The following is a 23,598-nucleotide window of genomic DNA, read 5'->3' on the forward strand; positions in this document are numbered from 1 at the left end:
ATGTCGCCGTCGAACGCCTCAGGCAGCGTCACTCGCCCTGCTCGGCGGGAGGGCTCCGAGCACGTGCCGCAGCGCGGAGCGGAGTTCGGCGTGGCGGAACACGTGCTCCGCGGCGAGCAACCGCGCGGGCCGGACGTGCTGGTCGGCCAGGGCGAGCTCGCCGGCTCCTTCCTGTCCGAGCAGGATCCGCGGTGCAAGCGCGGGGACGGGCACGACCGCGGGGCGGCGCAGCACGGTGGCGAGCACGCGGGTGTAGTCCTCGTTGCGCGCCGGGTTCGGCGCAACCGCGTTGAGGGGACCGGCTGCGGCCGGGTCGCACACCGCGCGCAGGTAGATCTCCGCGAGGTCGTCGATGCCGATCCAGGACAGCCACTGGCGCCCGTCCCCGAGACGACCGCCCAGACCGGCGGCGAACAGCGGGTACAGCAGCTGCAGCGTACCGCCTCCAGGCGATTGCACGATTCCGGTTCGCACCTGAACGCAGCGCAGACCAGCCCGCTCGGCCGGCGCGGTCGCAGCCTCCCAATCGGCGACCACCTCGGCGAGGAACCCGTCGCCGCGCTCGCTGTCTTCGGTCAGCGGCTCCTCTCCCCGGTCGGGCCCGTATATCCCGATCGCGGAGGCGGACACGAAAGCGCCGGGCCCGTCAGGAGTGGTGGCCGCTCGCATCGCCAGCAGCCGAGTGGGTTCGACGCGACTGTCGCGGACAGCGGCCTTGTGGGCTTGGGTGAACCGGCCGACGATCGGTTCACCAGCCAGGTGGATCACGGCATCAACACCGCGGAGGAGATCAACCGCCGGGTCGAGGGGATCCCAGCGGCGTTCGTCGCGATGGCGGGCGGCACGACGCACGAGCCGGATCACCCGGTGCCCCCCGGTGCTCAGCAGGGCGGTGACCGCGCTGCCGACCAAGCCGCTCGATCCGGTGACGGCGACGGTCAGCGCCCGATCGCTCAGCGAGCGGTATCGGGCATGGGCGGCGAGGTCCTCGGCGAGTTGAGCGTGGCGGTAGCGGAGCATGGCTCGCAGCGCGCAGCCGGGCACGGGTGTGTCGATCGCGTCGTCCACGCGTGTCCGTTGATCGCCCACCGCTGTGAACCGGTGGGTGTGGCGCCAGGGCAGAGCGCCCACGGGTGGCCGCGACACCAGTGCGTCCACGAATCGGTGGGGCGGGTCGTAACCGTCGGGCTGGTGAGCGGCGACCCATCGAAAACCCCCGGGCAGGCCGAGCACGGCTTGGCCGTCGCGCAGCGACGACGATTCGGCCAGCACCCGCACGGGTTGCCACGGAGGTGTCAGTCGAGTGATCGCCCCGGGCCGGCTGTGCCAGGCGAACACCTCCTCGACAGGCGCGTCGACCACGCTCGAATGAGTCAGCTCCACGCTCGGCACCCCTCTTCGTCGATCCGGCGCACCCGAAGGGCAGCGCGTGAACGCGCATCGGCACACCCCGCACCTCTAGGAGTGATTCTATGCACAACCTATGCAACTCGCCAGCCTCCCGCGGGCCGACGTCCGGTGGGTTTCGGTCGCGTGTTCTCGGCGATCAGCTTCAGCGCCAACGAGTTCTGATCCGGACCAAGGGTCAGAATTCGTGACGTCCGCGTTCCTGCCGGTCGATCGCGTCCAGGTCGGCGAGCCCGCGCATCGTCGCCAGCGGCTGCCGCATGCGGTGATTGCCCCGCAGCTGTTTCTCGTGCCGGTGCATCCATGCCCAGTAGCCTGCGGTGAAGGGACAGGCGTCCTCGCCCACGCGCTGGGCGGGATCGAAGCGGCAGCTGCGGCAGGAGTCGCTCATCCTGTTGATGTAGGCGCCACCGGAGGCGTAGGGCTTGGTCGCGACCCGGCCGCCGTCGGCGTGCTGGCTCATCCCGATGACGTTGACGGGCATTACCCAGGGGAAGCCGTCGACGAACGCGGTCGCGAACCACTCGGTCAGCTCGGCAGGTCGGTAGTCGCGTTGCAGGGCGTGGTTGCCGAGCACCATCAGCCGCTGGATGTGGTGCGCCCAGCCGCGGTCGCGGACGCCGTTGAGCGCCACCCGGAGGCACTCCGCGTCGAGCTGATCGCCATCCAGCTCCTTCCACCACTCTGGCAGCGGACGCGTGGCGTTGAGCTCGTTCGCGCGCAGGTAGGACGGTCCGAAGTGCCAGTAGAGGTGCCACACGTACTCCCGCCAGCCGAGGACCTGCCTGATGAAGCCCTCCACGCTGGACAGCGGCGCCTTCCCGCTGCGGTATTCACGTTCGGCCGCGCGCGTGACTTCCAGCGGTTCCAGCAATCCCAGGTTCATCGGTACCGACAGCAGCGCGTGCGCCATCGACCAGTCGGCGTCGAGCATCGCGTCCTGGTACGGCCCGAATTCCGGCAGGCGGTAGTGGAGGAAGCGGCGCAGCGCTGCCCGGGCCTCAGTGCGGGTCACCGCGAAGAGCCGCGGACCGTCGGCTCCGATCGCGCGCAGGGCACCGTCGCGCTCCCACTGGTCCAGGTCGCCGCGTACCTGATCGTCGACGGAATCCTCGCGGGGGTGCCACGGAACGGGGACACCGAGATCTGAAGCGTTCTTGGGCGGACGGTGCCGGTTCTCCGAGTCGAAGTTCCAGCGCCCTTGAGCTGGTGAGCCGCCTGGCTCCATCAAGACGTCGAACTTCTGGCGCTGATCCCGGTAGAAGTCCTCCATCCGGAAACGCCGCTGCGCCCGCGCCCAGCGCGCGAAGGAATCCTTCGACCGCGCGAACCCCGCTGTCGGCACCACCTCACGCACGAGCCCCTCGTCGGACATCGAGTTCACCAGCGCTGCTGCGGCGTGCGATCCCGGCTCGTGCACCACGACGGGCGTGCCCAACTCGCGCAGGGCAGCTCGATACGTGTCCGCGCGCACGATGCGGGCTCTGCTTCCCAGCTCGTCGGCGAGATGACGCATCCCCGACAGGACCAGGTGCAGCTTCTGCCGATGGCACGGGCGACGGGTCAACGCGCTGGTGGACTCGATCAACACGATCTCCCGGTGACGGTGTTCCGGGCCGGAGTGGAAGTGCGGACCGAGCTGATCGCCGAAGAGCCACAGTGGTGCGTCATCGCGCATTGCCACAGACTGCACCGAACGATCCTGCTGCGCAGTACGGTTCGCCGGCAGCCTCACCGCGGGACCGGGTCACCCGGTCCACTAGGTTCTAGTCGTCATGGTGGTGCATCGACTTCTCGGGTGTGGGCCGGGAGAGGAGGGGTTTCATGACGGTGCTCATGGCGGGGTGCGGGGATCTCGGTACCGAGGTCGGATTGCGGCTGGCCGCGTCCGGACGTCGTGTCGTGGGGATGCGGCGGAATCCCGACCACCTCCCGTCCGCGATCGAGGGGCGCGCGATCGACCTGTCGGTGGAGCGGCCGGACATCCCCGCGGACACCGAAGTCGTGATCTGCATCCTCGCGGCCGGGGAGCGGAGCGGTGACGCCTACCAGCGGACCTTCGTCGGCGGTCTGCGCAACGTCCTGGACGCGCTGAGCGCGCACCGGGTTCGACCGCGCATCATCTTCGTGTCCTCCATCTCGGTGTTCGGCCACGCCGAAGGCGGCTGGGTCGACGAGCGGACGCCGCCGGAACCGGGATCGGCGACCGCGGAGGCTCTGCTCAACGCCGAACGCATGCTGCACGCGCACGACCGCCGTTCGATCGTCGTGCGGTTGGCCGGGCTGTACGGGCCAGGGCGGGACTCGTTGATCAACCAGGTCCGCTCGGGCAAGGCCGGCGTCCCCCGGCAGACGACCTACACCAACCGGATTCACCGCGACGACGCGGCATCCGCGATCGTGCACCTGGCGACCCGGGTCGACCGTCCCGAACCGCTCTACATCGGCGTCGACGACGAACCCGCCGAGCGCGCCGAGGTGCTCGGCTTCCTGGCGCGCGAGCTCGGCGTGGCCGACCTCCCGCTCGCCGATCAGTCCGCGCCTGCCAGATCGAACAAGCGGTGCCGCAACGATCGTCTGCGATCGACGGGTTTCGAGTTCGAATTCCCCTCCTACCGCGAGGGGTACGCGGCGGTTCTCGCCGGGCAGGGCGTCCGGCACGGGTGAGTCGGTGCGTCGCGTCGTCGTGATCCGACGGCGCTCGGGCGCAACCACTTGTGTGTTGTCCTACGCCCATTGGACGGACAGCGCCCGGTTCGAGTTGCTTCGGTGGTGCATTGCTTTCTAGGGTTGCCTCTGGAAACGGTCGTGCGCCTCTCCGATGGGAGATGGTGCTGACGCCACGGCTGACGTTGCTCGCCGAATTCATCTGGTGCACGTCCTGCACCGCATCGGTGCAGGCGCTCAGGCCTGCGGGGTCGCGCGGCCGGGTGACGCGGCAGCGAGAGCAGTTCGAGCCGGGCGATCCGGATCGAAGGGCAGGTCCGAGGTGCACCGAACGTCCATCGTGGGAGCGAACGCGGCGGGGTCGGAAACCGATCCGTCGGCCGTCGGCCGACGAGTCGGCCTCGACGGTTGGTTGGACGGTGTGCGCGACCGGGTGGCCGAGCACGTGCGGGAGTTCGTCCGCGCCCGGTGCGTGTGCCACGTCCGCGCTCTGCCGGATTCCGACTTCGTGGCCGACCTGCTGGCCGAGTTCAGCACGGGCGGCAAGTACTTGCGTTCGACGTTCACCTACCTCGGCTGGCTCAGCGCCGGGGAGCCGGGTGACAGCGCGTTGCGAGCTGCGGGCAGCGCCGAACTGCTCCACGCATTCGCGCTGGTGCAGGACGACGTGATGGACGGCTCGCTCGTTCGCCGCGGTCGCCCGGCGGCGCACGTGCGCCTGGCCGACTGGCATCGCACGAGAGGCCTGTCTGGATCGTCGGAGTGGTTTGGCACGTCCTCGGCCGTGTTGCTGGGGGATCTCCTGCTCGTGTGGGCCGAACAGCTCCTCCGCGAGAGCGGGTTGGCGGCGTCCGCTCTCGACCGGGCTTGGCCGGCCTACGACCAGATGCGCAGCGAGTTGGCGATGGGGCAGTTCGCCGACCTGGTCAACGACGCCCGGAGGCTGCCGGGGCTCGAGGACGTGCTGGCGGTCGCTCGCAGCAAGTCGGGGAACTACACCGTGAAGCGGCCGCTGGAGATCGGCGCGCTGCTCGCCGGGTGCGATGCGGAGGTGCTGGACGTCTTCCGCCGCTACGGCACGCTCGTCGGCGAGGCGTTTCAGCTGCGCGACGACCTGATCGGAGTGTTCGGCACCCCGCGTGAACCCGGTGGCGCCGACCTGTGGGACCGCAAGGCGACCACCGTCGTCGTTCTCGCCCGCGACCTCGCTTCTCCGGTTGTTCGGGAGCGGATGTCGGAGTTGTTCTCCGCCGCTGAACTCGACGCGTCCGCTGTCGAGCGGTGGCGTGATCTGATCGCGAGCACGGGCGCGCGGGACCGCGCGGAGGAACTCATCGCCGATCGGGTGTCGGAGGCGTTGCGCGTGGTCTCTTCGGCACCGATGGAGCCCTTCCTCGGGGAAGTGCTGGCGGACATGGCGATTCGATGCACCGAAGACGGAACGCGTTGACCGGCCGGGCCCAGGGCCGACTCGCCCCGTCCCCAGGGGGAGACGGATGCGCACGGTGAGTGGTCGAACTGATCGGGTGGTGGTGGTCGGCGCCGGCTTCGCCGGGCTGTCAGCCGCGCTGCACCTGGCAGGGCGGGGGAGGCGCGTCGAGCTGTTGGAGCGGGAGTGCGTTCCTGGTGGGCGCGCCGGGCGGCTGGACATGCTGGGCTACCGCGTCGACACCGGTCCGACCGTGTTGACCATGCCGGACATCCTCGAAGGGACCTTCGCGGCGGCCGGGGCGCGCATGTCCGATCACGTCGAACTGCTCCCGGTGGATCCGGCCTACCGTGCTGTGTTCGCGGACGGGAGCAGCTTGGCGGTGCACAGCGACGCCGCGGCGATGACGGAGGAGGTCAGGGCGTTTTCCGGTGCTGCCGACGCAGCCGGTTACCAGCGGCTGCGGGCGTGGCTGACGGAGCTCTACCGGGTGGAGTTCGACCGCTTCATCGCCGCCAACCTGGATTCTCCGCTGTCCCTGCTCGCACCTGAGCTCCCGCGGCTGGTGGCGATGGGGGCGTTCGGGCGGCTGGACCGCGCCATCGGCCGGTTCCTGTCCGACCCTCGACTGCGCCGGGTGTTCAGCTTCCAGGCGCTCTACGCTGGGGTGTCGCCGCACCGAGCGCTCGCCGCGTACGCGGTGATCTCCTACATGGACACGGTGGCGGGGGTGTGGTTCCCCCGTGGCGGCGTGCGAGCGGTCCCCGATGGACTGGCGCGGGCGGCGGAGGACGCTGGCGTGGAGATCCACTACGGCGCCGAGGTGGAGTCCTTGGAACGCTCGGGGTCACGGGTCCGCGCCGTCCGGACCTCGGACGGCAGGCGCTTCGCCTGCGACGCAGCGGTGCTCACGGTCGACTCGCCGGTGGCCCACCGGCTGCTCGGGCGTGAACCGCGTCGTGCGGTGCCGCTGCGTCCCTCGCCGTCGGCCTTCGTCGTGCACCTCGGAGTGCGCGCTCAACCCGGGGCCCTCGCCCACCACACGATCTCGTTCGGAGACGCGTGGCGCTCGACTTTCCACGAGCTCATCACCGAGGGCAGGGTGATGCGCGATCCCTCGCTGCTGGTGACAAGACCGACGGCGACTGACCCGGCCCTCGCGCCCGAGGGGCGCGATCTGTTGAGCGTGCTCGCCCCGGTTCCCCATCTCCGCCGCGGACCCATCGACTGGCGGACGCGTGCCGAGCCCTACGCCGCCGAACTCGTCAGCCTGCTGGAAGACCGGCTGCTCCCAGGTGTGCGCGCATCGGTGGACGCCTCGCACGTGCTGACCCCGGCGGACTGGGCCGAGAGGGGCATGGTCGCAGGGACCCCGTTCGCCTGGTCGCACACGTTCGCGCAAACAGGTCCGTTCCGGCCCAGAAACTTCCCCCGATCCTCGCAGAACGTGGTGTTGGCCGGTTCGTCCACCGTTCCGGGGGTCGGGGTGCCGACTGCGCTGGTGTCCGGGCGCTTGGCGGCGGACCGCATCACCGGAGCTGGCTCGCCGCGCTCGGCGGAGCGCGGTCCGATGAGAGCGATGAGGAATCGCCCATGAGAGATGCGGAACTCGACGCCGCCGGGATCACCGACCCGGGGCTCCGGCAGGCCTACCAGCGATGCCGGGGGCTCAACGCGCGGCACGGGCGGACCTACTTCCTGGCGACTCGGCTGCTGCCCCGCGGGCGGCGCCCCGCGGTGCACGCGTTGTACGGGTTCGCCCGGTGGGCCGACGACATCGTCGACGAGCCCCGCTCGCCGGCGAGCACCGGCGAGCGCGGTGCTGAGCTGGCCCAGCTGGGACGCGAGCTGCTGACCGGCCTCGATCGCGGGAGCAGCCGGGACCAACTGATCGCCCCGGTGGTGGACACCGCACGGCGCTACGGGCTGCACCGAAGCCTGTTCGAGGACTTCCTGACGTCCATGCGCACAGACCTCTCGGTGACCGACTACCCGGATCGAGCAGCCTTGGACCGGTACATGCGCGGCTCGGCCGAGGCCATCGGGCTGCAACTCCTGCCGGTGCTGGGCACCACGGGCCCGCCTGAGCACGCGGCTCCGCACGCTGCGGCGCTGGGGAAGGCCTTCCAGCTGACCAACTTCCTGCGAGACGTAGCCGAGGACCTGGACCGCGACCGGGTTTACCTGCCGGCCGATGAGCTGGCCGCGCACGGCGTGGACCGGGAACTGCTCACCTGGTGCAGGCAGCACCGGCGCACTGACCCGCGCGTTCGCCGGGCCCTGGCAGAGCAACACGCCGCCGCCAGGGAGGTCTACCGGTTCGCGCGGAAGGGGATCGAGTTGCTGGAACCGGTTTCGCGCCCCTGCATCGAGACCGCGTGCACCCTCTACGCCGAGATCCTGGACCGCATCGAGGAGCAGGACTTCGCGGTGTTCCACAGCCGCGCGGTGGTCGGCAGGTGGCGTCGGGGCCGGGTCGCGGCCGCCGGCCTTCTCCGCGCGGCGCTGGCCCGGCAGTCGAGGGGCGCACCGCGGCCCGGCCGAGCGGGCAGGGGAGATCGCATGATCGGACCACCGATCGGGAGAGGCGCGAGCACCGGGGAGCGGGACGACCACCATCCGGAGGCGGGCCATGGAACCTGATCAGCTGCGCTACCTGCTCATCCTCGCCATGTGCGTGGCCATCACAGCTCCGCTGGAATTCCTCGGGGCCAGGGTCTACCGCAGGCCGCGACGGGCGATCAGGAGTGTTCTGCCGGTCGCGGCGGTGTTCCTGGTCTGGGATGCGGTGGCCATCGCGGCTGGGGTGTGGTCGTTCGACGCGCGCCGGGTCTCCGGGGTGGAAGTGCTCGGTCACCTGCCGCTGGAGGAAGTGCTGTTCTTCGCGGTGATCCCGCTCTGCGCCCTGCTGACCTTCGGCTGCGTCGAGGCGCTGCTGGCCGCCTTCCGCCGGACGGGGAGCTCACCGGCGCGGAAGGAGCGTGCATCGTGATCGGCATCGGTTACACCGTGCCCGCAGTGCTCTCGGTCCTGATCGTGCTGGTGTGGGAGGCCGCTGTGCTGCGCACCGGGCTGTTCGCCAAACCGAGCTACTGGCTGACCACGGTCATCGTGCTCGGTTTCCAGATCCCGGTCGACGGCCTGCTCACCAGGCTCGACGAGCCCACCGTCATCTACGCGGCGGAACACCTCAGCGGTGTGCGGTTCCCGTGGGACATCCCCGTCGAGGACTTCCTCTTCGGGTTCTCGCTGGTGACTTCCGTGCTGCTGCTCTGGGAACGCCAGCGGGGCGCGAGAACGCCACCGCAGAGGGGAGGGGAAGCGCCGTGAAGCCAGGCGAGATCGGCACGCGCGGCCCTGCTGTGACCGAGGCCTTCGACCGCGCCGCGGGTTCCTACGACCGGCTGGTGGCGGCCAACCCCGGCTACCACCGACACCTCCGCTCCTCGGCGCGCCGGATGTGCTTGCCCGGGGCGGGATCTGGCTTGCGGCTGCTCGACGCCGGGTGCGGGACGGGAGCATCGACCGCGGCGCTGCTGGAGGTGTACCCGCACGCGGAGATCGTGGGGGTGGACGCGTCGGCGGAGATGCTGTCGCGCGCGCGGCGGAAGGACTGGCCGGAGTCGGTGCGGTTCGCGCACGCCCCGATCGAATCGCCGGCCGAAGCAGGTGTGCGCGGACCGTTCGACGGGATCCTCGCCGCGTACCTGATCCGCAACGTGACCGATCCGGACGCACGGCTGCGCGCCTTGCGGGCGCTGCTCCGGCCCGGCGGCGCGCTGGGCGTCCACGAGTACTCCGTTCAAGACTCGCTCCTGGCGCGGGCGACGTGGCAGGCGGTGTGCTGCGGCGTGATCATCCCCTCCGGGTTCGCAGCCACCGGTGACACCGCGCTGTTCCGATACCTGCGGCGCAGCGTTGCGGAGTTCGACGGGGTGGGGCGCTTCCGCCGCAGATTGGCCGAGGCGGGGTTCACGGCGGTGCGCACCGCGACCATGACGGGCTGGCAGCGGCGGATCGTGCACACCTTCGTCGCCGAGCGCCCGGTGGAGTCGGGCCGAGGTCGAGATGAGCGGTGAGATCGCCAAGGATCGCAGGATCGTCCGCCACCCGGGACCCCGCGCGAGCACGCATCCGGTCGAACGAGCGGGCAGACCGCGAGTGGTCGTCGTCGGGGGCGGAATCGCCGGGCTCTGCGCGGCGACCGGACTCGTCGAACGCGGCGTCGAAGTTCGGCTCATCGAGCGCGAGTCCTACCTGGGCGGCAGGGCAGGCGGTTGGACCGAACAGCTCGGCGACGGCGGGCAGGTCGCCATGAGCCGCGGTTTTCACGCCTTCTTCCGCCAGTACTACAACCTGCGCCTGCTGCTACGACGCGCTGACCCCGGCCTGGAGAGGTTGACCGCGCTGGACGACTACCCCCTGATCGACTCGCGCGGACGCCTGGACAGCTTCCGCGGCCTGCCTCGAAACCCGCCGTGGAACGCGGTCGCCTTCGCACTGCGCAGTCCGACCTTCCGCAAACGGGACCTGCTCCGCTTGGATCCCCGCGCCGCCGCACCGCTCGGCAACGTCACCGTGCCCGGCATCTACCACAGGCTGGACCACGTCGACGCCGAGAGCTTCCTGAGGTCGATCAACTTCCCGCCTGCCGCCCGGCACCTGGCGTTCGAGGTCTTCTCGCGAAGCTTCTTCGCGCACCCCTCTCAGATGTCGGCCGCGGAGCTGGCCGCGATGTTCCACATCTACTTCCTCGGTTCCAACGAGGGAATCCTCTTCGACGTCCCGGACGCGGGGTTCGACCGCAGTCTGTGGACACCGCTGCACAAGTACTTGACCGCCCGCGGCGTCGAATTCCGGGTCGGCACAACCGTCCAGCGCATCGATCTCGTGGACGGCGGGCGGTCGTTCCGGGTGCATGACGACGCCGGGAACACCGACGCGGTGAACGGCGTGGTCCTGGCCGCCGACGTGCCCGGCCTTCGCGAGGTGGTGGACGCGTCCCCGGACCTGCACGCACCGCACTGGACCGAATCGGTGCGGAGCTTGCGATCGGCTCCGCCGTTCTTCGTCCAGCGCCTCTGGCTCGACGAACCCGTCGCGCCTCACCGCCCCGCATTCCTGGGCACGGCAGGCCGGACGCCGCTGGACAACATCAGCGTGCTCGACCGCTACGACCGCGACGCGCAGGACTGGTCGGCGCGCCGCGGGGGCTCGACCGTCGAGCTGCACGCCTACGGAATACCCGCGGACCCCGGAGTCGGGCAGGAGGCGTGCACCCAGCGGTTGCGCCGGGACCTGCTGCGCCGCTTGCACGAGATCTACCCGGAGACCGCACGGTCCGGCATCGCCGCCGAATCGTTCCTCTGGCGCGAGGACTGCCCGTTGTTCGGGGTGGGGGATTTCGCCCGGCGGCCCCTCGTCGCGACCCCGCACCCCGGTCTGGTGCTGGCCGGCGACGGGGTGCGGATCGACCTGCCGGTGGCGTTGATGGAGCGTGCGGCCACGACCGGTTGGCACGCCGCCAACCACCTGTTGGCGAGGTGGGGATTGCGCGGCCACGACCTGTTCTCGGTACCGACAGCAGGGCGAACGGCGGCGCTGCGCTGGCTCACCACGCGAGTGAAGGAGGGCACGCGATGACGACCTGGCGCGCGCTGCAACGGCGTTGGCCGCAGAACTGGCCGGTGCAACCGGTCGTCGAGAGCCAGTGGGCCGACCAGGCGCCCACCTACCGCGACGCCGAACCGGCGATCATCGACGCCGCGCTCAAGCGAGCAGAAACCAGACAGTCCGGGAACTGGTACGTCTTGGCCGCCAGCCGGGAGATCGACACCAGGAGACCCCGCGGTTTCCAGGTCGCCGGGATCGAACTGGTCGCCTGGCGCGACTCGGCAGGGGCCCTCCGCGTCGGCCCGGGGACCTGCCCGCACCTGGGCGCACCGCTGAGCCAGGCCACTGTGGACTGCGATTCACTGGTGTGCAGATGGCACGGGCTCCGCGTGGGCCCGGGCGCGGGCCGGGGTTGGAAACCGCTGCCGTGTCACGACGACGGGGTTCTCGCGTGGGTTCGGCTGGATCACGTCGGTGGAGAGGAGCCCCTGGACACACCCGTCATCGCCGCGCGGCCACCCGCGGCTTCCGGCGTCGTAGCGGTGGCCTCGATGGCCGGGGCGTGCGAACCCTCGGACATCGTCGCCAACCGCTTGGACCCCTGGCACGGGGCCTGGTTCCACCCTTACTCGTTCACCCGCCTGACGGTCCTCAGCGCTCCGCCGCCCGTCCTGGACGACGAGTCTCAGGACCGGTTCCTGGTGGAGGTGACCTTCCGCGTCGCCGGCCAGTTCGGCGTTCCGGTGCGCGCCGAGTTCGTCTGCCCGGAGCCCAGGACGGTGGTAATGCGCATCGTCGAGGGCGAAGGCGTGGGAAGCGTGGTCGAGACACATGCGACACCGCTGGGCCGGGGAGCCGACGGCCGCTTCCGGACCGCCGTCGTCGAGGCGGTGATCGCCGATTCCACTCGACCGGGATTCGCGGTCGCTCGGCGAGCCGCGGGAGCGCTTCGCCCGATCATGAAGCGGAGAGCAGCCAGGCTGTGGCGTGACGATCTGGCCTACGCCGAAAGGCGCTACGCACTTCGAAACCGTTGACGCCACGCCTCCGATCCGGTCGGTCAGCACCAGGTCCGGCTGGGAGCACGCACCAGAGAACCTACGTTCGAACGCCGATGGCGTGCCACTCGGAGGGCGGTTTCGATGTGCAGGCGCAGGACGAGGGTGTCGAGTGCGGGGGTCGTCGCCGGTGGTGGCGGCGATGTGGTTGATTTCGTTGAGCCGGTTGTCCGGTAGTCCTCGGCGGGCGCTGGCGAGCCGTCGGGGCTTGGTGGCGTTCTTGGCCGGGTTGTCGCTTTCGGTGATGAGCTTGTCGGCGACGGCGTGGTTGTAGAGGCAGCGGATGGCGGTGATGAAGTGCTCGGCGGCGCCGCGTCCACCGCGGGCGTTGCGGCGCACGACAACCTGTGAGCTGATGGTTTCGGCGAGCTGCTGGATTTCGAGGGTGGTGGGTTCGTCGAGGTGTCGGTGTCCCCAGTGTTGGAGGATGCGGTTCCAGTAGGTGCCCTACACATGCTTGGTGCCGGGGGAAACGGCCTTGGCGACCTCGGGGATGTAGTCGACGAACGTCGGCGCCTGCTGATGATCTGCTCGTTCACGGCGCCGACCGCCTCAGCGGGTGGTTGGTGAACGCAGCAACACCGCAGCGATCAAGCGATCGCTGCGGTCCCAAAGTGTCTGCCGTGCGTCGGTGAAATTGCACGCATTTTTGTGTCCGAGGGGGGAGTTGCGCACTAACCACACGGCTTCTGCTTCCCGAAACAGCCTGAAGCAGAGGGCTTTTTGCTGTCCCGGGTGTCCCAGCTCTAGTCCATCTGGGACACCCGGACGGGACAGGTCGTCGGGTCTTCTGAACTGCAGGAACAGGGGTTGGGTGCGTGGTGGGACGGGTGTTGCTGGGTGTCCCGATGTGTCCCTGAACCGGCTGCACGATCTCAATCGGTGCACCGGTGCCGGCGGCCATGCCGTGGCCGCGCGTCTACAGCCGAAGAAGATCCCAGCCGGTTGCTCCGTACGGGTCGTGGACGACGACAATGCGGCCGCCGATAGCGACGGTGGGGCGGGTGGCCAACCATCCGTCGCTGTAACGTTCGTAGCGGGTTTGCATTTCGGGCATGATGTCTGCGGTCTCCGAGGGCCTGAGCTGCTCGTTGAGCACTCCCAGGAATAGCCTTCCCGGTCCGCGGCGAAACAGGTCAGTGGGCACCCAGCCTCCCCGTAGGTTCCGCCCCGCAAACCCGACCGAGTCTTCCTCTTCGGCTGAGTGGAAGAGCTCGGATTCAAACCGGTGTAGCTCCTGAGCCGCCATGGTGAAGGTGCCCTCCGGCCCGCTGTTACGATGACGGACTTCGTTCGACTCCTCCGGCCACCACGGTGTGAGGAACGATGACAGGCTTTTCACGTTGGGATTCGTTGTTCCCGACCACGTCTCGGATGTGAACGGCGTGAAGGCGCGCCCTCCCGGATCACGTGGCACGAAGAGATCGACAACGGTTTCAGTGTCGGTGAAATATGCCCAGGTCATCAACAGCGGGGTGCCGGTGCTTGCGCTCCAGGGCAGCAAGCTTTCGAGTCGTTGGTACTGCTTCGAGGTGACCAAGCGATGCGGGTTGTTCGATCGGCCCCGTGCTTCGCCCGCGAGCATGCGTTTCAAGCCGAGGTCGAACAGCAGGTCTGGCCGCGATCCGTTCCCGCTCCTGTACTGCTTTGCCAGCGCTCCATTGATCACGTCGACGTTGTGGACGGGGCCGTGTCCCGTACTCCAATTCCAGCATGCTTGGACTACTGCGGTGAGCACGCCAAGCCCGCCGGACTCGCTGACGAAACGTTGGATGTGGTGTGCGCTCGAACTGAACTCGGCCCTGCGGAGTCTGATCGCGTTGGCCTCGTCCGCAAGGAACGAGGTCAACAGTTGAAGCTCGCTTCGCCTTGTCCGGTAGTCGAGTTTGGCGCTCTTCAGCGGGGTGGCCAGGGCGTTTGTCTTGATCACTGAGGCGAGGTTCACCGGGATCAGGAAATCTTTGCCGACCTGTGTAGGAGTCCCCTTCAACTTCGGGGACCGACTGCCGGTCGCCTCGTACTCGAACACACGTAACCTGGCTGATCCCATGCTCGCCTTGATCTCCCTCGTGCTGGTGTCAGATGTTTCGATCAGGCGGCCGCGGCGACACCACTTGTGCGCGAGCGCCTCACCGCCACTCGTGAACGGGGAGCGACGCAGCGAGCCGATCGAAGAAGCGGAGATCCTTCCAGAGCTGTCTATTGCCGACGACGTAGAACCGTCGTTTGGCCCTGGAGACCGCTACGTTGAGCAGGTTCGGGCGTTCGGCCGCCCACAGCCGTGCGCCGGGGCTTTTCGGAGCGCTCCCCAGCACGAGGACGATGACGTCGGACTCCTTGCCCTGCACGGTGTGCACGGTCCCCACGTTGCGCTTCGCGAACTCAGGGCCGACGTGCGCGCTGAGCCGGTTCTTGGCTCCTCTGACGACGTCGCGGAACGGACTGATCACCCGGACGTCATCCAGGTCGACTTCCTGCGCCACCAGTTGCTCGAACAGATCGGTGAGCGCGTTTCCCTCATCGCCAACCCAGTGGCCGGTGGAGATCTGGCTTCGGACGTCGATCCAGCGGTTTTCGTCCGGGAACTGACCAGTGTGCTGGGTTCCGTAGACCATGAGCGTTCCGCCGTAGGCGATGTCGTTCGACACTTCGAACATCGGTCGGTCGCAACGTCGGTGGACGCGCAGCGGAGCGCCCACCCAGACCTGCTCGTCGCTGTCCTGGAGGGGCAGCGCGGTCCCGTGACGGGTGAGCCTGTCGGCCACGCCCTGAGCCGAGGTCGTCTCCGGAGTCCATTGCTCGTCGACCTGGTGATGACGGCGCAGCGCGTGTTGTGCCGAGGTCGGCAGCGTCACGATCGGCTCAAGCTGCTGCGGATCTCCCACCACGACCGCCCGTTGGCAGCGCCACATACCGCCGACCACCTGCTGCGGGGTGGCCTGGCCTGCTTCGTCGACGAGGAGCCAGCCCAGGCTCTCGCGCCCGAGACCGTTGAACAGGCGAGGCAGTGAGGCGAACGTCGTCGAGATCATCGGCACGACCAGGAACAAGGACTGCCAGGCCGCCAATCTCGCTGCCGAGGAGGGCTTGGCGTTGCCCTGCAGGATCTCGGTCATGACGCTGAGGTTGCTGCGGATCCGGTTGCTGGAGTGCAGGATGAAGGCGCGGTGCAATCGCAGCGCCTTCAGGAAGAGCCGGTTGCGGGCCGTGACGTACTCCTCGTCGGACCACGGCGCGCACTTCTGGAACTCGTCGTCGCCGGAGAAATCGTCGGGGATCGGCACATGGCCGGGCCATCGGTCGCGCGCCTGAGTCACCTTGCCCTGAGCCAGGTCGAGCTCGTACGAGGCCGCGGCGCGTGCGTCTTCAGCCTTCTGCAGCTCGGTCAGTTTCGCGCTCAGTCGCTGCTGGAGTCGTTCCTGCGTCCCTTCGGCGTCGCGGAGCTTCTTCTTCGCCGCATCCCGAGCCTCCTCGAGACCCTCGTGCTTGGCCTGCCATTCGCGCGGTGCGCGGAACCACGTGGCCAACGTGACCCATAATCCCGGCCGGTGCCGGAGGTGGCTCTCGTAGTCGTCGTCGGTGTCGCGGAACACCCGGTCGGCATGCTTCGCCTCGGCGTCGCTGGTCGCCAAGTCCTTTCTCACGAGGGCGCACAACGCGTCGGCGTCGGCGAACGCCCTCTTGGCCTCATCCCAGCGCCGACGGCACTTGCTTTCCGCGGTGATCGCGTCAGCGGCGTGCTGCCGCGTCTGGGCGAGGCGCTCCACTTCCTCGCGGGCACGGCGAAACTCGGCGACTGCGGTGTCCCAGTCGTCGACCGCGTCGGGATCGTGGGCGGATTCCTTGAGCTGCTGGTACATGCCCACGGCGTCCGATGGCTCAGCGTCCTGGGAGTCCTGGTTCCGCGAGGTCCTGTAGTTGCCCCACCAGAAGCGCTTGGCGAACGTGTTGCGGTACTTGAGACTGCCGAGCGTTGCCGCGACCAACCCCCACGCCTCGGCGTCGAGGACGTGCGAGGCCAGGTCGGTGAAGTAGTCGGCGTCGAGAGCTTCGTCGGTGTATCCGCGCACGGCGTCGATCCCGGGCACCTCAGCGGTCACGTTCTTCGCCGCGTCGTTGGTGGCAGTGGCGAGGACGATCTCGAAGCCGCTCAACGCGCAGGACACGCCATGGACCGGCGTGGGGATCTTCTTCGGCCCGACCGGAACGAGTTCGAGCCGCTCGGTGAAACCCTCCGACGGGGACGCGAGTTCGGCGAGCCGGTCCGCCCGCTCGAGGACGATCGCGGAGAGCACGTCGCGCAGCAACGTGGTCTTGCCCGTGCCCGGCGGACCGTTCACCGAGAACAGCCCTGCGTCGTCCTTGAGCTCGCTGACGACGCGGTTGACGGCGAACTGCTGACTGAGCACGAGCGGCTTGCCCGGGTCGCCGGGCCACCGCGCGGCCGGGACGTGCTGAGGTTCGACACCGGCGATCACCGCGTCCGGGTGCGCCCGGACGTCAACCCGGCGCGCCGTGTCGAGCGCGCTCTCGTCGGTCAGGTAGTTCCGCAAGGCAGCGCCCATGTCGTCCCTGGCCACCGCGTCCGCGACATGGCTGAGGTCGTTGGAGATGTGGCTGTTGAGGAAGTCCTGATCGGCGGAGTCGTCGCGGATCGGTATCGCACGGCACCGGACGCGCACTCCGGTGGGGTAGAGGGAATCGCGCACGCCCAGCGCTGCGGCCATCTCGGCGACGAAATCGTGCAGTGCCGAGGCGGTGACGAGAAGGCGAGGTGCGCTCGGTTGCGCGGTGGCGGTCTCGGACCCAGCACCGTCGTCCGCAGCGTCGCCCGGGCCGAGCACGCTCTCGGTGAACGCTCCCGCAGCGGCACCGGCGACACCGCCGAGAACCGGGCCCACGGCGGTCTCCGTCGCTGTTTTGACAGCCGTGCCCGCGGCTTCGGCTCCGGCGCTCCACGCATCAATGCCCGCGGACTTCAAGCGGTCGCCGAAGGCGCGCACGACTCGATCGAACGGGCCGGAGGTCGTCTTGCCGTCGTGTTCTTCGTCGGTGGAGGAGCGACGTTCCGGCGGCACCAGCTTGTCCATCGCCTCGGCGAATGCCCGTTCCTCCTCGTCGAACCCGTCGAGGGTGTTGGGATCCAGCCTGGAGGACGTCAGCTTCCCCAGTGTCCATGCGCAGGCCGACAGGGTCGCGCCGTTCTCGATCAGGCACCCGTCGGCGTCGATCGTGAGCGCGAACAGGGCGGTGCGCCCGTCGCCCGGTCGTTCCTCCCTAGTGTCCTGCCCGAACGCCTCCACCAGCGCCTCGGCCACGGCCGATCGGGAGTACAGGCCGCCGTAGACGCCGCGCACGCGCTGGGCCTGGAGGTGCCGAGGGACGTGTCGATCGTCGGCTACAACGACATCCCGGTGGTCAGCAGGCTGCCGGTGCCGCTGACCACCGTGCGGGTGCCGTTCCGGCAGATCGCCGCCGACGCATTGAGCCTCGTCCTCGACGACGGGGCGGCGAGGGGTGAAACCGCGGTGAGCGCCCCGACTCTCATCCCGCGAGCTTCCACAGCACCGCCGAGGTGAAGGCGTGGTACCCCGGCTGATTGATGCGGGAATCGGCCTGAGTGTCGAATCTCAAATGCCCACCAAGAGATCCATTTGGTCGCACACCGGTAGCCGAGAAGATCGCGGCCATCCTGGTGGACTCGGCTTGGGCCTTGAGATCGAAGACGTCCGGATTTCGCACGGCCAAGGCGTCAAGAGCGGTCGCAGCGACACGGGATCACCGAGTTCTCTGGGTGCCGACAAGCTCCAACATGTTCAGAGGACTCCACCGGTGTCACCCGATTTGGCGCTGAGAACTGCGCGTCAAGTTCGGCGAGGTCGTCTGGCGACAACCAGATCTCCAGCGTCGTGCCCCCACGTGGTTCAGGCGTGGGTGCCGCCGTCGATACGGATTTCGGTGCCGGTGATGAAGGCTCCGTCGTCGGAGGCTAGCGTGGCGACTACGCCTGCCACGGCTTCAGGGTCGGCGAAGCCGTCACCGAGGGCCGGGCTGAGCTTGCTCATCAGCGACCAATCGGTGTCGACGGGCATGTACTCGTAGATGTTGTTGGTGATACCGCTCGAGATGCTGCCCGGCTTGATCGAGACCGCGCGCAGGCCTCGCTTGGCGTATTCGAGGGCGATGGCGTGGGTGAAGGACTCCACCGCGCCCTTGCTGGCCGAGTAGGCGGCCATGAACGGGTGCGCGAAGCTCGCCGAGGTGGAGCTGAAGTTGACGATCACTCCGCGTCCGCTGTCGAGCAGCGCGGGCAGCGCGGCCCTGGTCAGCAGGAACGTGCCGGTCGCGTTGACGGCGAGGATGTGGTTCCACAAGTCCAGGGAGAACTCGTGGGTGTGGCCGCCGCGCAGCATCCCCGCGGCGTTGACCAGCACGTCGAGGCCGCCTAAGCGCTCGACGGCGTTGAGCACCGCCTGATCCACGGCGGCTTCGTCGGCGATGTCGAGGACCACCGTGGAAAGGCGGGAATCGGTACCGGCCTGCACGGCGTGCTCGGTGGTGCCTGCCAGGCCCTCCTCGGAGATGTCGGCCGCGACGACGTCGGCGCCTTCGGCGAGCAGTCGCAGGACCGTGGCGCGGCCGATCCCTGACGCGCCCCCGGTGAGAAGCACCTTGCGGTTGGTGAAGCGTTGCATGTGGGCTCCTGATCGTCAGTCGGTGGTCTTGCTGAGCTGGATGAGCTCCTCGATCTCCTCAGCGGGAACACCGCCGCCGAAGCCTTCGAGGAAGTTCAGGAACTGGTGCAGGGGAAGGGAATCGATCATGCGCAGCTCGCCGGTGCTCCGGTCGGGGTCGTGCGCCTGCTGCTCGCCCATTCCTGCGGCGATCCGGTCCAGGAATCGCGGGCCGACGTCGGGATGCCCGAACCACTCCCGGACCGTCGAGTCGAGGGTGAGCTCCTTGCGGATCACCTCGCCGTCGAGCGAGATGCGCTGCTCCGCGACCACGTCAGCCGCGCTGCGGCCGACCTGGATCGCGTAGTCGCCCGGGGCGGTCACCCAGCGGCCGGCTTCGACGTCGTAGTAGGCGAAGGCGCGGGAGTCCAGCTCCAGCTCAACGGTGCGGGTCTGGCCCGGTTCGAGCGCGACCTTGGTGAAGGCGCGCAGCTCGCGGGCCGGGCGGCGCACGGGGCCTGCGTCCGTGGCGACGTAGAGCTGGACGACGTGCTTGCCGGCACGGCTGCCGGTGTTGGTGACGGTGATCGAAGCCGTTGCGGTGTCCGGGCCGGTCGTGGTCACCGTCAGATCGACGGTCTCGAAGGTCGTGTAGGACAGCCCGTGGCCGAACGGGTACCGGACCGGGACCTGCGCGGTCTCGTAGTAGCGGTAGCCAACCATGACACCTTCGCCGTACCGGACGTGGCCCTGCTCCCCGGGGAAGTTGAGGTATGTCGGGTTGTCCTGGAGGCGTAGGGGGATGCTCTCCGCCAGGTGGCCGGACGGGTTCACCTCGCCGCGCAGCAGGTCCGCGAGTGCACCACCGCCGGCCTGGCCCAGCAGGAACCCGTCGAGGATGGCGTCGACGTCGTCGTGCCACCCCTCCAGGGAGACGACTCCGCCGTGCGAGAGGACCACGACCGTGCGGGCGGCGGCGTCCGCCACTGCCCGGATCGTGGCGATCTGATCCGCGGGCAGATCGAGGGTGTCCCGATCGTAGCCCTCGGACTCGTGAGCATCGGGGAGTCCGGCGAAGACGACCGCGACATCGGCGGCCCTGGCCGCGCTGACGGCTTCCGACCTGAGCGACTCGTCCGGCGAGCCGTCGAGGTGGAACCCGGGTGCGTAGGTGACGTTCGTGCCGAGCTCGCGCAGGGAGTCCAGAGCGCTCTGCACGCGCGTGGGGTTGATGTGCGAGCTGCCGCCTCCCTGGAATCGCGGAGCACGGGCGAACTCGCCGATCACCGCCACCTCGGCGTCATGGGCGAGCGGAAGGCTCTGCCGGTCGTTCTTGAGCAGCACGGCGCATTCCGCGGCCAGGCGGCGCGCTAGAGCGTGGTGTTCGTCCGCGTCGAATCGACCGGTGGGCTCGGTGTGGTGCCGCGTGAGGGTGAGGACGCGCTGGACGGCCTCGTCGACGCGGGATTCGGGGACCTCTCCGCTGCAGACGGCCTCGACGAGCCGGACGTCGTTCTTACCGCCGGATCCCGGCATCTCCAGGTCGAGCCCGGCCAGGAGCGAGGCGAGCTTGTCGTAGACGGCGCCCCAGTCGGAGATCACGACGCCCTCGAACCCCCACTCGTCGCGCAGGACCTCCGTCAGGAGCCACCGGTTCTGGGACGCGGCGACGCCGTTGATGCGGTTGTAGGAGCACATCACCGTCGCGGGGTCGGCCTGGGTGACGACGCGTTCGAAGGCCGGGAGGTAGATCTCGCGCAGGGTGCGTTCGTCGACCTCGGCGCTGACGTGCATGCGCTCGGTCTCCTGGTTGTTGGCCGCGAAGTGCTTGACGGAGGCCCCGACGCCCTGGCTCTGAAGCGCGCGGACATGAGCCGTACCGAGCACACCGGACAGCAGCGGATCCTCTGAGTAGTACTCGAAGTTGCGGCCGCACAGCGGGGAGCGCTTGATGTTGACGCCTGGTCCGAGGTTGACCGCCACCCCGGCGGCCCGGGCTTCGCGGCCCACGGCCTCGCCCACGCTGCCGGCGACGTCGGGGTCCCAGCTGGATCCGACGGCGACCGCCGGTGGGAAGCAGGTGGCAGGTCGGCTTTCGTGCACCCCGAGGTGGTCCTGGTCGGCGTCTTGGACGCGGAGCCCGTGCGGACCGTCGACGAGCGTGAGGGCGGGAACGCCTGCCTCGTCGACGGGCTTGGTGTGTGCGAAGTCCTGCCCTGACAGCAGGGCGGCCTTCTGGTCGAGGGAGAGACGCGTCGAGTCGGTCATGATCGTCCTTTCTGGTGGCCGAGTGCGTCGCGGAGGTCCGACTCGAAGTCGGGGGAGGCGCCCGGGATGTGCTGCAGGAGGCCGTTCAGCGAGATGCCCGCGGCTTCGGGTGCGGTGCCGTCGATGGGGATGCCCGGCAGGTGCTCGGCGAACACGGCCGTGAGGTCTCGCCAGACGGCGGGGTCTTTCGCGAGCGTCTGCAACGGGGTGTCCATCGTGTGTCGCTCGGCCGAGACGTCCTCGGGAAGGGCGTACTCCCAGAGGTGCTCACCTCCGGCCACGCGCTCGACGCGCGCCTCCGGGTCGAGGGGAAGCACCACGGTGGCCGTGGTGCCCGCGGGGATGCTCACCTCCACGCGCATCCGCTGGTCAGTGATGCGCCAGGCCACGGACGCACGGCCGTGCGGGGTGTCGTGATCGACCTTCGCGCGGGTGAGACCACCGCCGGGCTGCGGCGCGATGATCATGCTGCGGTAGCCCGGTTCATCCGCTTCCAGGCCGCCGATGACCCGGTGCATCCAGTCCACCACGGCGCCGAGCGCGTAGTGGTTGAGCGAGGTCATGCCGGAGGGGTTGATGGTTCCGTCCGGGCGGATGGAGTCCCATCGTTCCCAGATCGTCGTCGCACCCATGGTCACGGGGTAGAGGAACGAGGGACAGCCGGTCTCGGTGAGCAGCAGGTAGGCCTCTTCCAGGTGCCCGGTCTCCGACAGGGCTGCGGTGACGTGCGGCGTCCCGGCGAAGCCGGTGGCGATCCGGTAGCCGTCCTTGGCGACCAGCTCGGCGAGTCGGTCGCCCGCCGTGGTCCGCTGGTCGTCATCGAGGATGCCGAAGCGGATCGCCAGTGCGTAGGCGGTCGCGGTCTCCCCGGAGATCCGTCCTGACGGGGTGACGTACTCGCGGCGGAACGCGGTGCGCACCCGGTCGGCGAGCTGCGCGAACTCGGTCGTGTCCTCGCCCAGGACTTCGGCGGCCAGCGCCATCTCGCGCGTGGTCTTGCACAGGAACGCCTGCGCCACCAGGTGCCGGTCGGTCTTGCCGCCGGCGGGGTTGTCCATCGGGGCATCGGGGTCGAGCCAGTCACCGAACTGGAAACCGGTGCTCCACAAGTCGTTGTCGTCGAGCCGGTCGGCCACGTCCCGGATGAACGTCGTCATCGACGGGTAGCTCCGGCGGAGGATCTCCGCGTCGCCGTACTCGCGGTAGAGGGCCCAGGGGAGGCTGACGGCGACGTCGCTCCACAACGCCGTCGGGGGTGACGGCGTCGAGAGCACGTCGGGCACGACCCACGGCACGTACCCCTTCTCCCGCTGCTCGGCGGCCAGATCGGCCAGCCACGAACCGAGCACGCCGCGCACGTCGTGCAGGAAGCTCGCCGCGGGCGCGAACGCGTTGAGATCACCGGTCCAGCCCAGCCGCTCATCGCGTTGCGGGCAGTCGGTGGGAACACCGACGAAGTTGTCCCGCATGGACCAGACGGCGTTGGCGTGCAACCGGTTCAACCGGTCGTCGGAGGTCTCCAACCACCCGGTGCGGGGCATGTCGCTGTGGAGCACGACGGCGCGCAGTTTGTCGGGCTCGACATCGCCGCCGAGCTCGACGTAGCGGAACCCGTGGAAGGTGAACCTCGGCTCCCACGTCTCGGTCCCTCCGCCGCGCAGCACGTAGCGGTCGGTGGCGACGGCCGTGCGCAGGGTTTCGGTGTCGATCTCGCCGCCGGTGCAGACCTCGGCATGCCGCAGCTGAACCGTTTGGCCGGCCTTGCCGGTGACGGTGAAGCGCACGCGGCCCGAGATGTTCTGTCCGAAGTCGAGGATCGTCTTGCCACTCGGGCTCGTCGCCACGTCGACCGGATCGATCTCCTCGATCCGGCGGATCGGCGGTGCGCCCGTGTCGATGAGAGCGTCGAGGTTCCACTCGAAGGGCTCGGCTGGGCTCCACTTGGCGGCGTCGAAACCGGGTTGGTCCCATCCGCGGGGTTCCAGCCTGGCGTCGTGGCTTTCGCCGTCGTAGAGGTCGTTGCTCAGCACGGCACCGGTGGAGACTTGGAACTCCTGGTCGCTGCCAATGATCTCGGTGTGGTCGCCGTAGTCGAGCTCGAGGCGGAGGAACAAGGCGGGCCGGTCGCTGTAGTGGTTGCGCCGTCCTTCGAAACCCAGGCGCCCGACGGCCCATCCCTCGCCGAGGATCGCTCCGATGACGTTGGGACCCATGGCGATTCTCTCGGTAACGTCGTAGTGCGAGTCGGCCAGCCGGTGCCGGTACGACGTCCAACCGGGAGCGAGGACCTCGTCGCCGACCGGGGACCCGTTGAGGTGCGGTTCGACGAGTCCGATCGCGCTGACCTGCAACACGGCTCTGACGGGGGCGCTCGGCGCCTGGAACTCGCGGCGGAAGTACGGCGCCGCGGTGCCGGGCCGGGTCCAGTCGCCGAACGGCGCGGTGATGAATCCCGCCTGCTGATCGATGGGCAAGACCGCTC

Annotated in this window: 17 protein-coding genes; 10 read left to right on the plus strand and 7 right to left on the minus strand. The window is 69.1% G+C overall.

The genetic code is table 11. The features are described from left to right. Positions 1–18: 18 nt before the first annotated feature. Both BM424_RS24015 and BM424_RS24020 read right to left on the minus strand, forming a co-directional pair. Positions 19–1,383, minus strand: a complete 1,365-nt coding sequence (locus BM424_RS24015) for a TIGR01777 family oxidoreductase (protein ID WP_093422447.1) — start codon at positions 1,381–1,383, stop codon at positions 19–21. 202 nt (positions 1,384–1,585) lie between these two features. After that, entirely contained in the window at positions 1,586–3,142 is a 1,557-nt protein-coding gene (locus tag BM424_RS24020; RefSeq protein ID WP_342742648.1) for a cryptochrome/photolyase family protein, read from the minus strand. Between the two features lie 89 nt (positions 3,143–3,231). Here BM424_RS24020 and BM424_RS24025 point away from each other — a divergent pair, with 89 nt between their 5' ends. The 9 genes from BM424_RS24025 to BM424_RS24065 all read left to right on the plus strand — a co-directional run bounded on the left by BM424_RS24025 (position 3,232) and on the right by BM424_RS24065 (position 12,153). Then, a complete protein-coding gene (locus tag BM424_RS24025; protein WP_093422283.1) occupies positions 3,232–4,074 on the plus strand; it encodes an SDR family oxidoreductase in 843 nt (280 codons plus the stop codon). A 340-nt stretch (positions 4,075–4,414) separates the two neighbouring features. Continuing rightward, a complete protein-coding gene (locus BM424_RS24030; RefSeq protein ID WP_217649817.1) occupies positions 4,415–5,524 on the plus strand; it encodes a polyprenyl synthetase family protein in 1,110 nt (369 codons plus the stop codon). A 46-nt stretch (positions 5,525–5,570) separates the two neighbouring features. After that, the gene (crtI, locus tag BM424_RS24035) at positions 5,571–7,100 is read left to right on the plus strand and encodes a phytoene desaturase family protein (RefSeq protein WP_093422288.1); all 1,530 of its coding nucleotides are present in this window, start codon (positions 5,571–5,573) and stop codon (positions 7,098–7,100) included. After that, positions 7,097–8,146, plus strand: a complete 1,050-nt coding sequence (locus tag BM424_RS24040) for a phytoene/squalene synthase family protein (protein ID WP_093422291.1) — start codon at positions 7,097–7,099, stop codon at positions 8,144–8,146. Before crtI ends, BM424_RS24040 begins: the two co-directional genes overlap by 4 nt. Further along, positions 8,136–8,495 carry a lycopene cyclase domain-containing protein gene (locus BM424_RS24045; protein WP_093422293.1) on the plus strand — a complete coding sequence of 120 codons (360 nt, stop codon included), beginning with the start codon at positions 8,136–8,138 and terminating at the stop codon, positions 8,493–8,495. The genes BM424_RS24040 and BM424_RS24045 overlap by 11 nt, the downstream gene beginning before the upstream one ends. Then, the gene (locus BM424_RS24050; protein WP_093422296.1) at positions 8,492–8,833 is read left to right on the plus strand and encodes a lycopene cyclase domain-containing protein; all 342 of its coding nucleotides are present in this window, start codon (positions 8,492–8,494) and stop codon (positions 8,831–8,833) included. The genes BM424_RS24045 and BM424_RS24050 overlap by 4 nt, the downstream gene beginning before the upstream one ends. After that, positions 8,830–9,582 (plus strand): class I SAM-dependent methyltransferase, encoded by a 753-nt coding sequence (locus BM424_RS24055; protein ID WP_093422298.1) that lies wholly within the window; start codon positions 8,830–8,832, stop codon positions 9,580–9,582. The genes BM424_RS24050 and BM424_RS24055 overlap by 4 nt, the downstream gene beginning before the upstream one ends. After that, positions 9,572–11,146, plus strand: coding sequence for an FAD-dependent oxidoreductase (locus BM424_RS24060; protein WP_093422301.1), 1,575 nt, complete (start codon positions 9,572–9,574; stop codon positions 11,144–11,146). The genes BM424_RS24055 and BM424_RS24060 overlap by 11 nt, the downstream gene beginning before the upstream one ends. After that, positions 11,143–12,153 (plus strand): DUF5914 domain-containing protein, encoded by a 1,011-nt coding sequence (locus tag BM424_RS24065; protein ID WP_093422303.1) that lies wholly within the window; start codon positions 11,143–11,145, stop codon positions 12,151–12,153. Before BM424_RS24060 ends, BM424_RS24065 begins: the two co-directional genes overlap by 4 nt. Positions 12,154–13,093: 940 nt before the next feature. Here the strand turns inward: BM424_RS24065 and BM424_RS24075 are convergent. Together BM424_RS24075 and BM424_RS24080 are read right to left on the minus strand one after the other, a co-directional pair. Next, on the minus strand, positions 13,094–14,203 hold the full coding sequence (locus BM424_RS24075; RefSeq protein ID WP_093422306.1) for a hypothetical protein: 1,110 nt from the start codon (positions 14,201–14,203) through the stop codon (positions 13,094–13,096). 100 nt (positions 14,204–14,303) lie between these two features. Continuing rightward, a complete protein-coding gene (locus BM424_RS24080; protein ID WP_093422308.1) occupies positions 14,304–17,531 on the minus strand; it encodes a DEAD/DEAH box helicase in 3,228 nt (1,075 codons plus the stop codon). 27 nt (positions 17,532–17,558) lie between these two features. On the opposite strand from BM424_RS24080, the gene BM424_RS29600 reads away from it, so the two are divergent. Next, on the plus strand, positions 17,559–17,753 hold the full coding sequence (locus BM424_RS29600; protein WP_245776092.1) for a substrate-binding domain-containing protein: 195 nt from the start codon (positions 17,559–17,561) through the stop codon (positions 17,751–17,753). Between the two features lie 345 nt (positions 17,754–18,098). Here the strand turns inward: BM424_RS29600 and BM424_RS24085 are convergent, their stop codons facing one another. Genes BM424_RS24085 through BM424_RS24095 form a run of 3 tightly spaced genes read right to left on the minus strand, consistent with a single transcriptional unit; the run spans position 18,099 to position 23,590 of the window. After that, entirely contained in the window at positions 18,099–18,869 is a 771-nt protein-coding gene (locus BM424_RS24085; RefSeq protein ID WP_093422311.1) for an SDR family NAD(P)-dependent oxidoreductase, read from the minus strand. Between the two features lie 15 nt (positions 18,870–18,884). Further along, the gene (locus BM424_RS24090; RefSeq protein WP_093422313.1) at positions 18,885–21,116 is read right to left on the minus strand and encodes a glycoside hydrolase family 3 C-terminal domain-containing protein; all 2,232 of its coding nucleotides are present in this window, start codon (positions 21,114–21,116) and stop codon (positions 18,885–18,887) included. Next, positions 21,113–23,590, minus strand: coding sequence for a glycoside hydrolase family 78 protein (locus tag BM424_RS24095; RefSeq protein ID WP_217649818.1), 2,478 nt, complete (start codon positions 23,588–23,590; stop codon positions 21,113–21,115). The genes BM424_RS24090 and BM424_RS24095 overlap by 4 nt, the downstream gene beginning before the upstream one ends. Positions 23,591–23,598: the final 8 nt, after the last annotated feature.

Source organism: Saccharopolyspora flava (genome assembly GCF_900116135.1).
Taxonomy (GTDB): domain Bacteria; phylum Actinomycetota; class Actinomycetes; order Mycobacteriales; family Pseudonocardiaceae; genus Saccharopolyspora; species Saccharopolyspora flava.

Bases quoted from the DNA above. Each gene is read 5' to 3' on its own strand.
- BM424_RS24085 (WP_093422311.1), bottom strand. From the start codon at position 18,869: ATGCAACGCTTCACCAACCGCAAGGTGCTTCTCACCGGGGGCGCGTCA.
- BM424_RS24065 (WP_093422303.1), top strand. From the start codon at position 11,143: ATGACGACCTGGCGCGCGCTGCAACGGCGTTGGCCGCAGAACTGGCCG.
- BM424_RS24090 (WP_093422313.1), bottom strand. From the start codon at position 21,116: ATGACCGACTCGACGCGTCTCTCCCTCGACCAGAAGGCCGCCCTGCTG.
- BM424_RS24040 (WP_093422291.1), top strand. From the start codon at position 7,097: ATGAGAGATGCGGAACTCGACGCCGCCGGGATCACCGACCCGGGGCTC.
- crtI (WP_093422288.1), top strand. From the start codon at position 5,571: ATGCGCACGGTGAGTGGTCGAACTGATCGGGTGGTGGTGGTCGGCGCC.
- BM424_RS24045 (WP_093422293.1), top strand. From the start codon at position 8,136: ATGGAACCTGATCAGCTGCGCTACCTGCTCATCCTCGCCATGTGCGTG.
- BM424_RS24025 (WP_093422283.1), top strand. From the start codon at position 3,232: ATGACGGTGCTCATGGCGGGGTGCGGGGATCTCGGTACCGAGGTCGGA.
- BM424_RS24060 (WP_093422301.1), top strand. From the start codon at position 9,572: ATGAGCGGTGAGATCGCCAAGGATCGCAGGATCGTCCGCCACCCGGGA.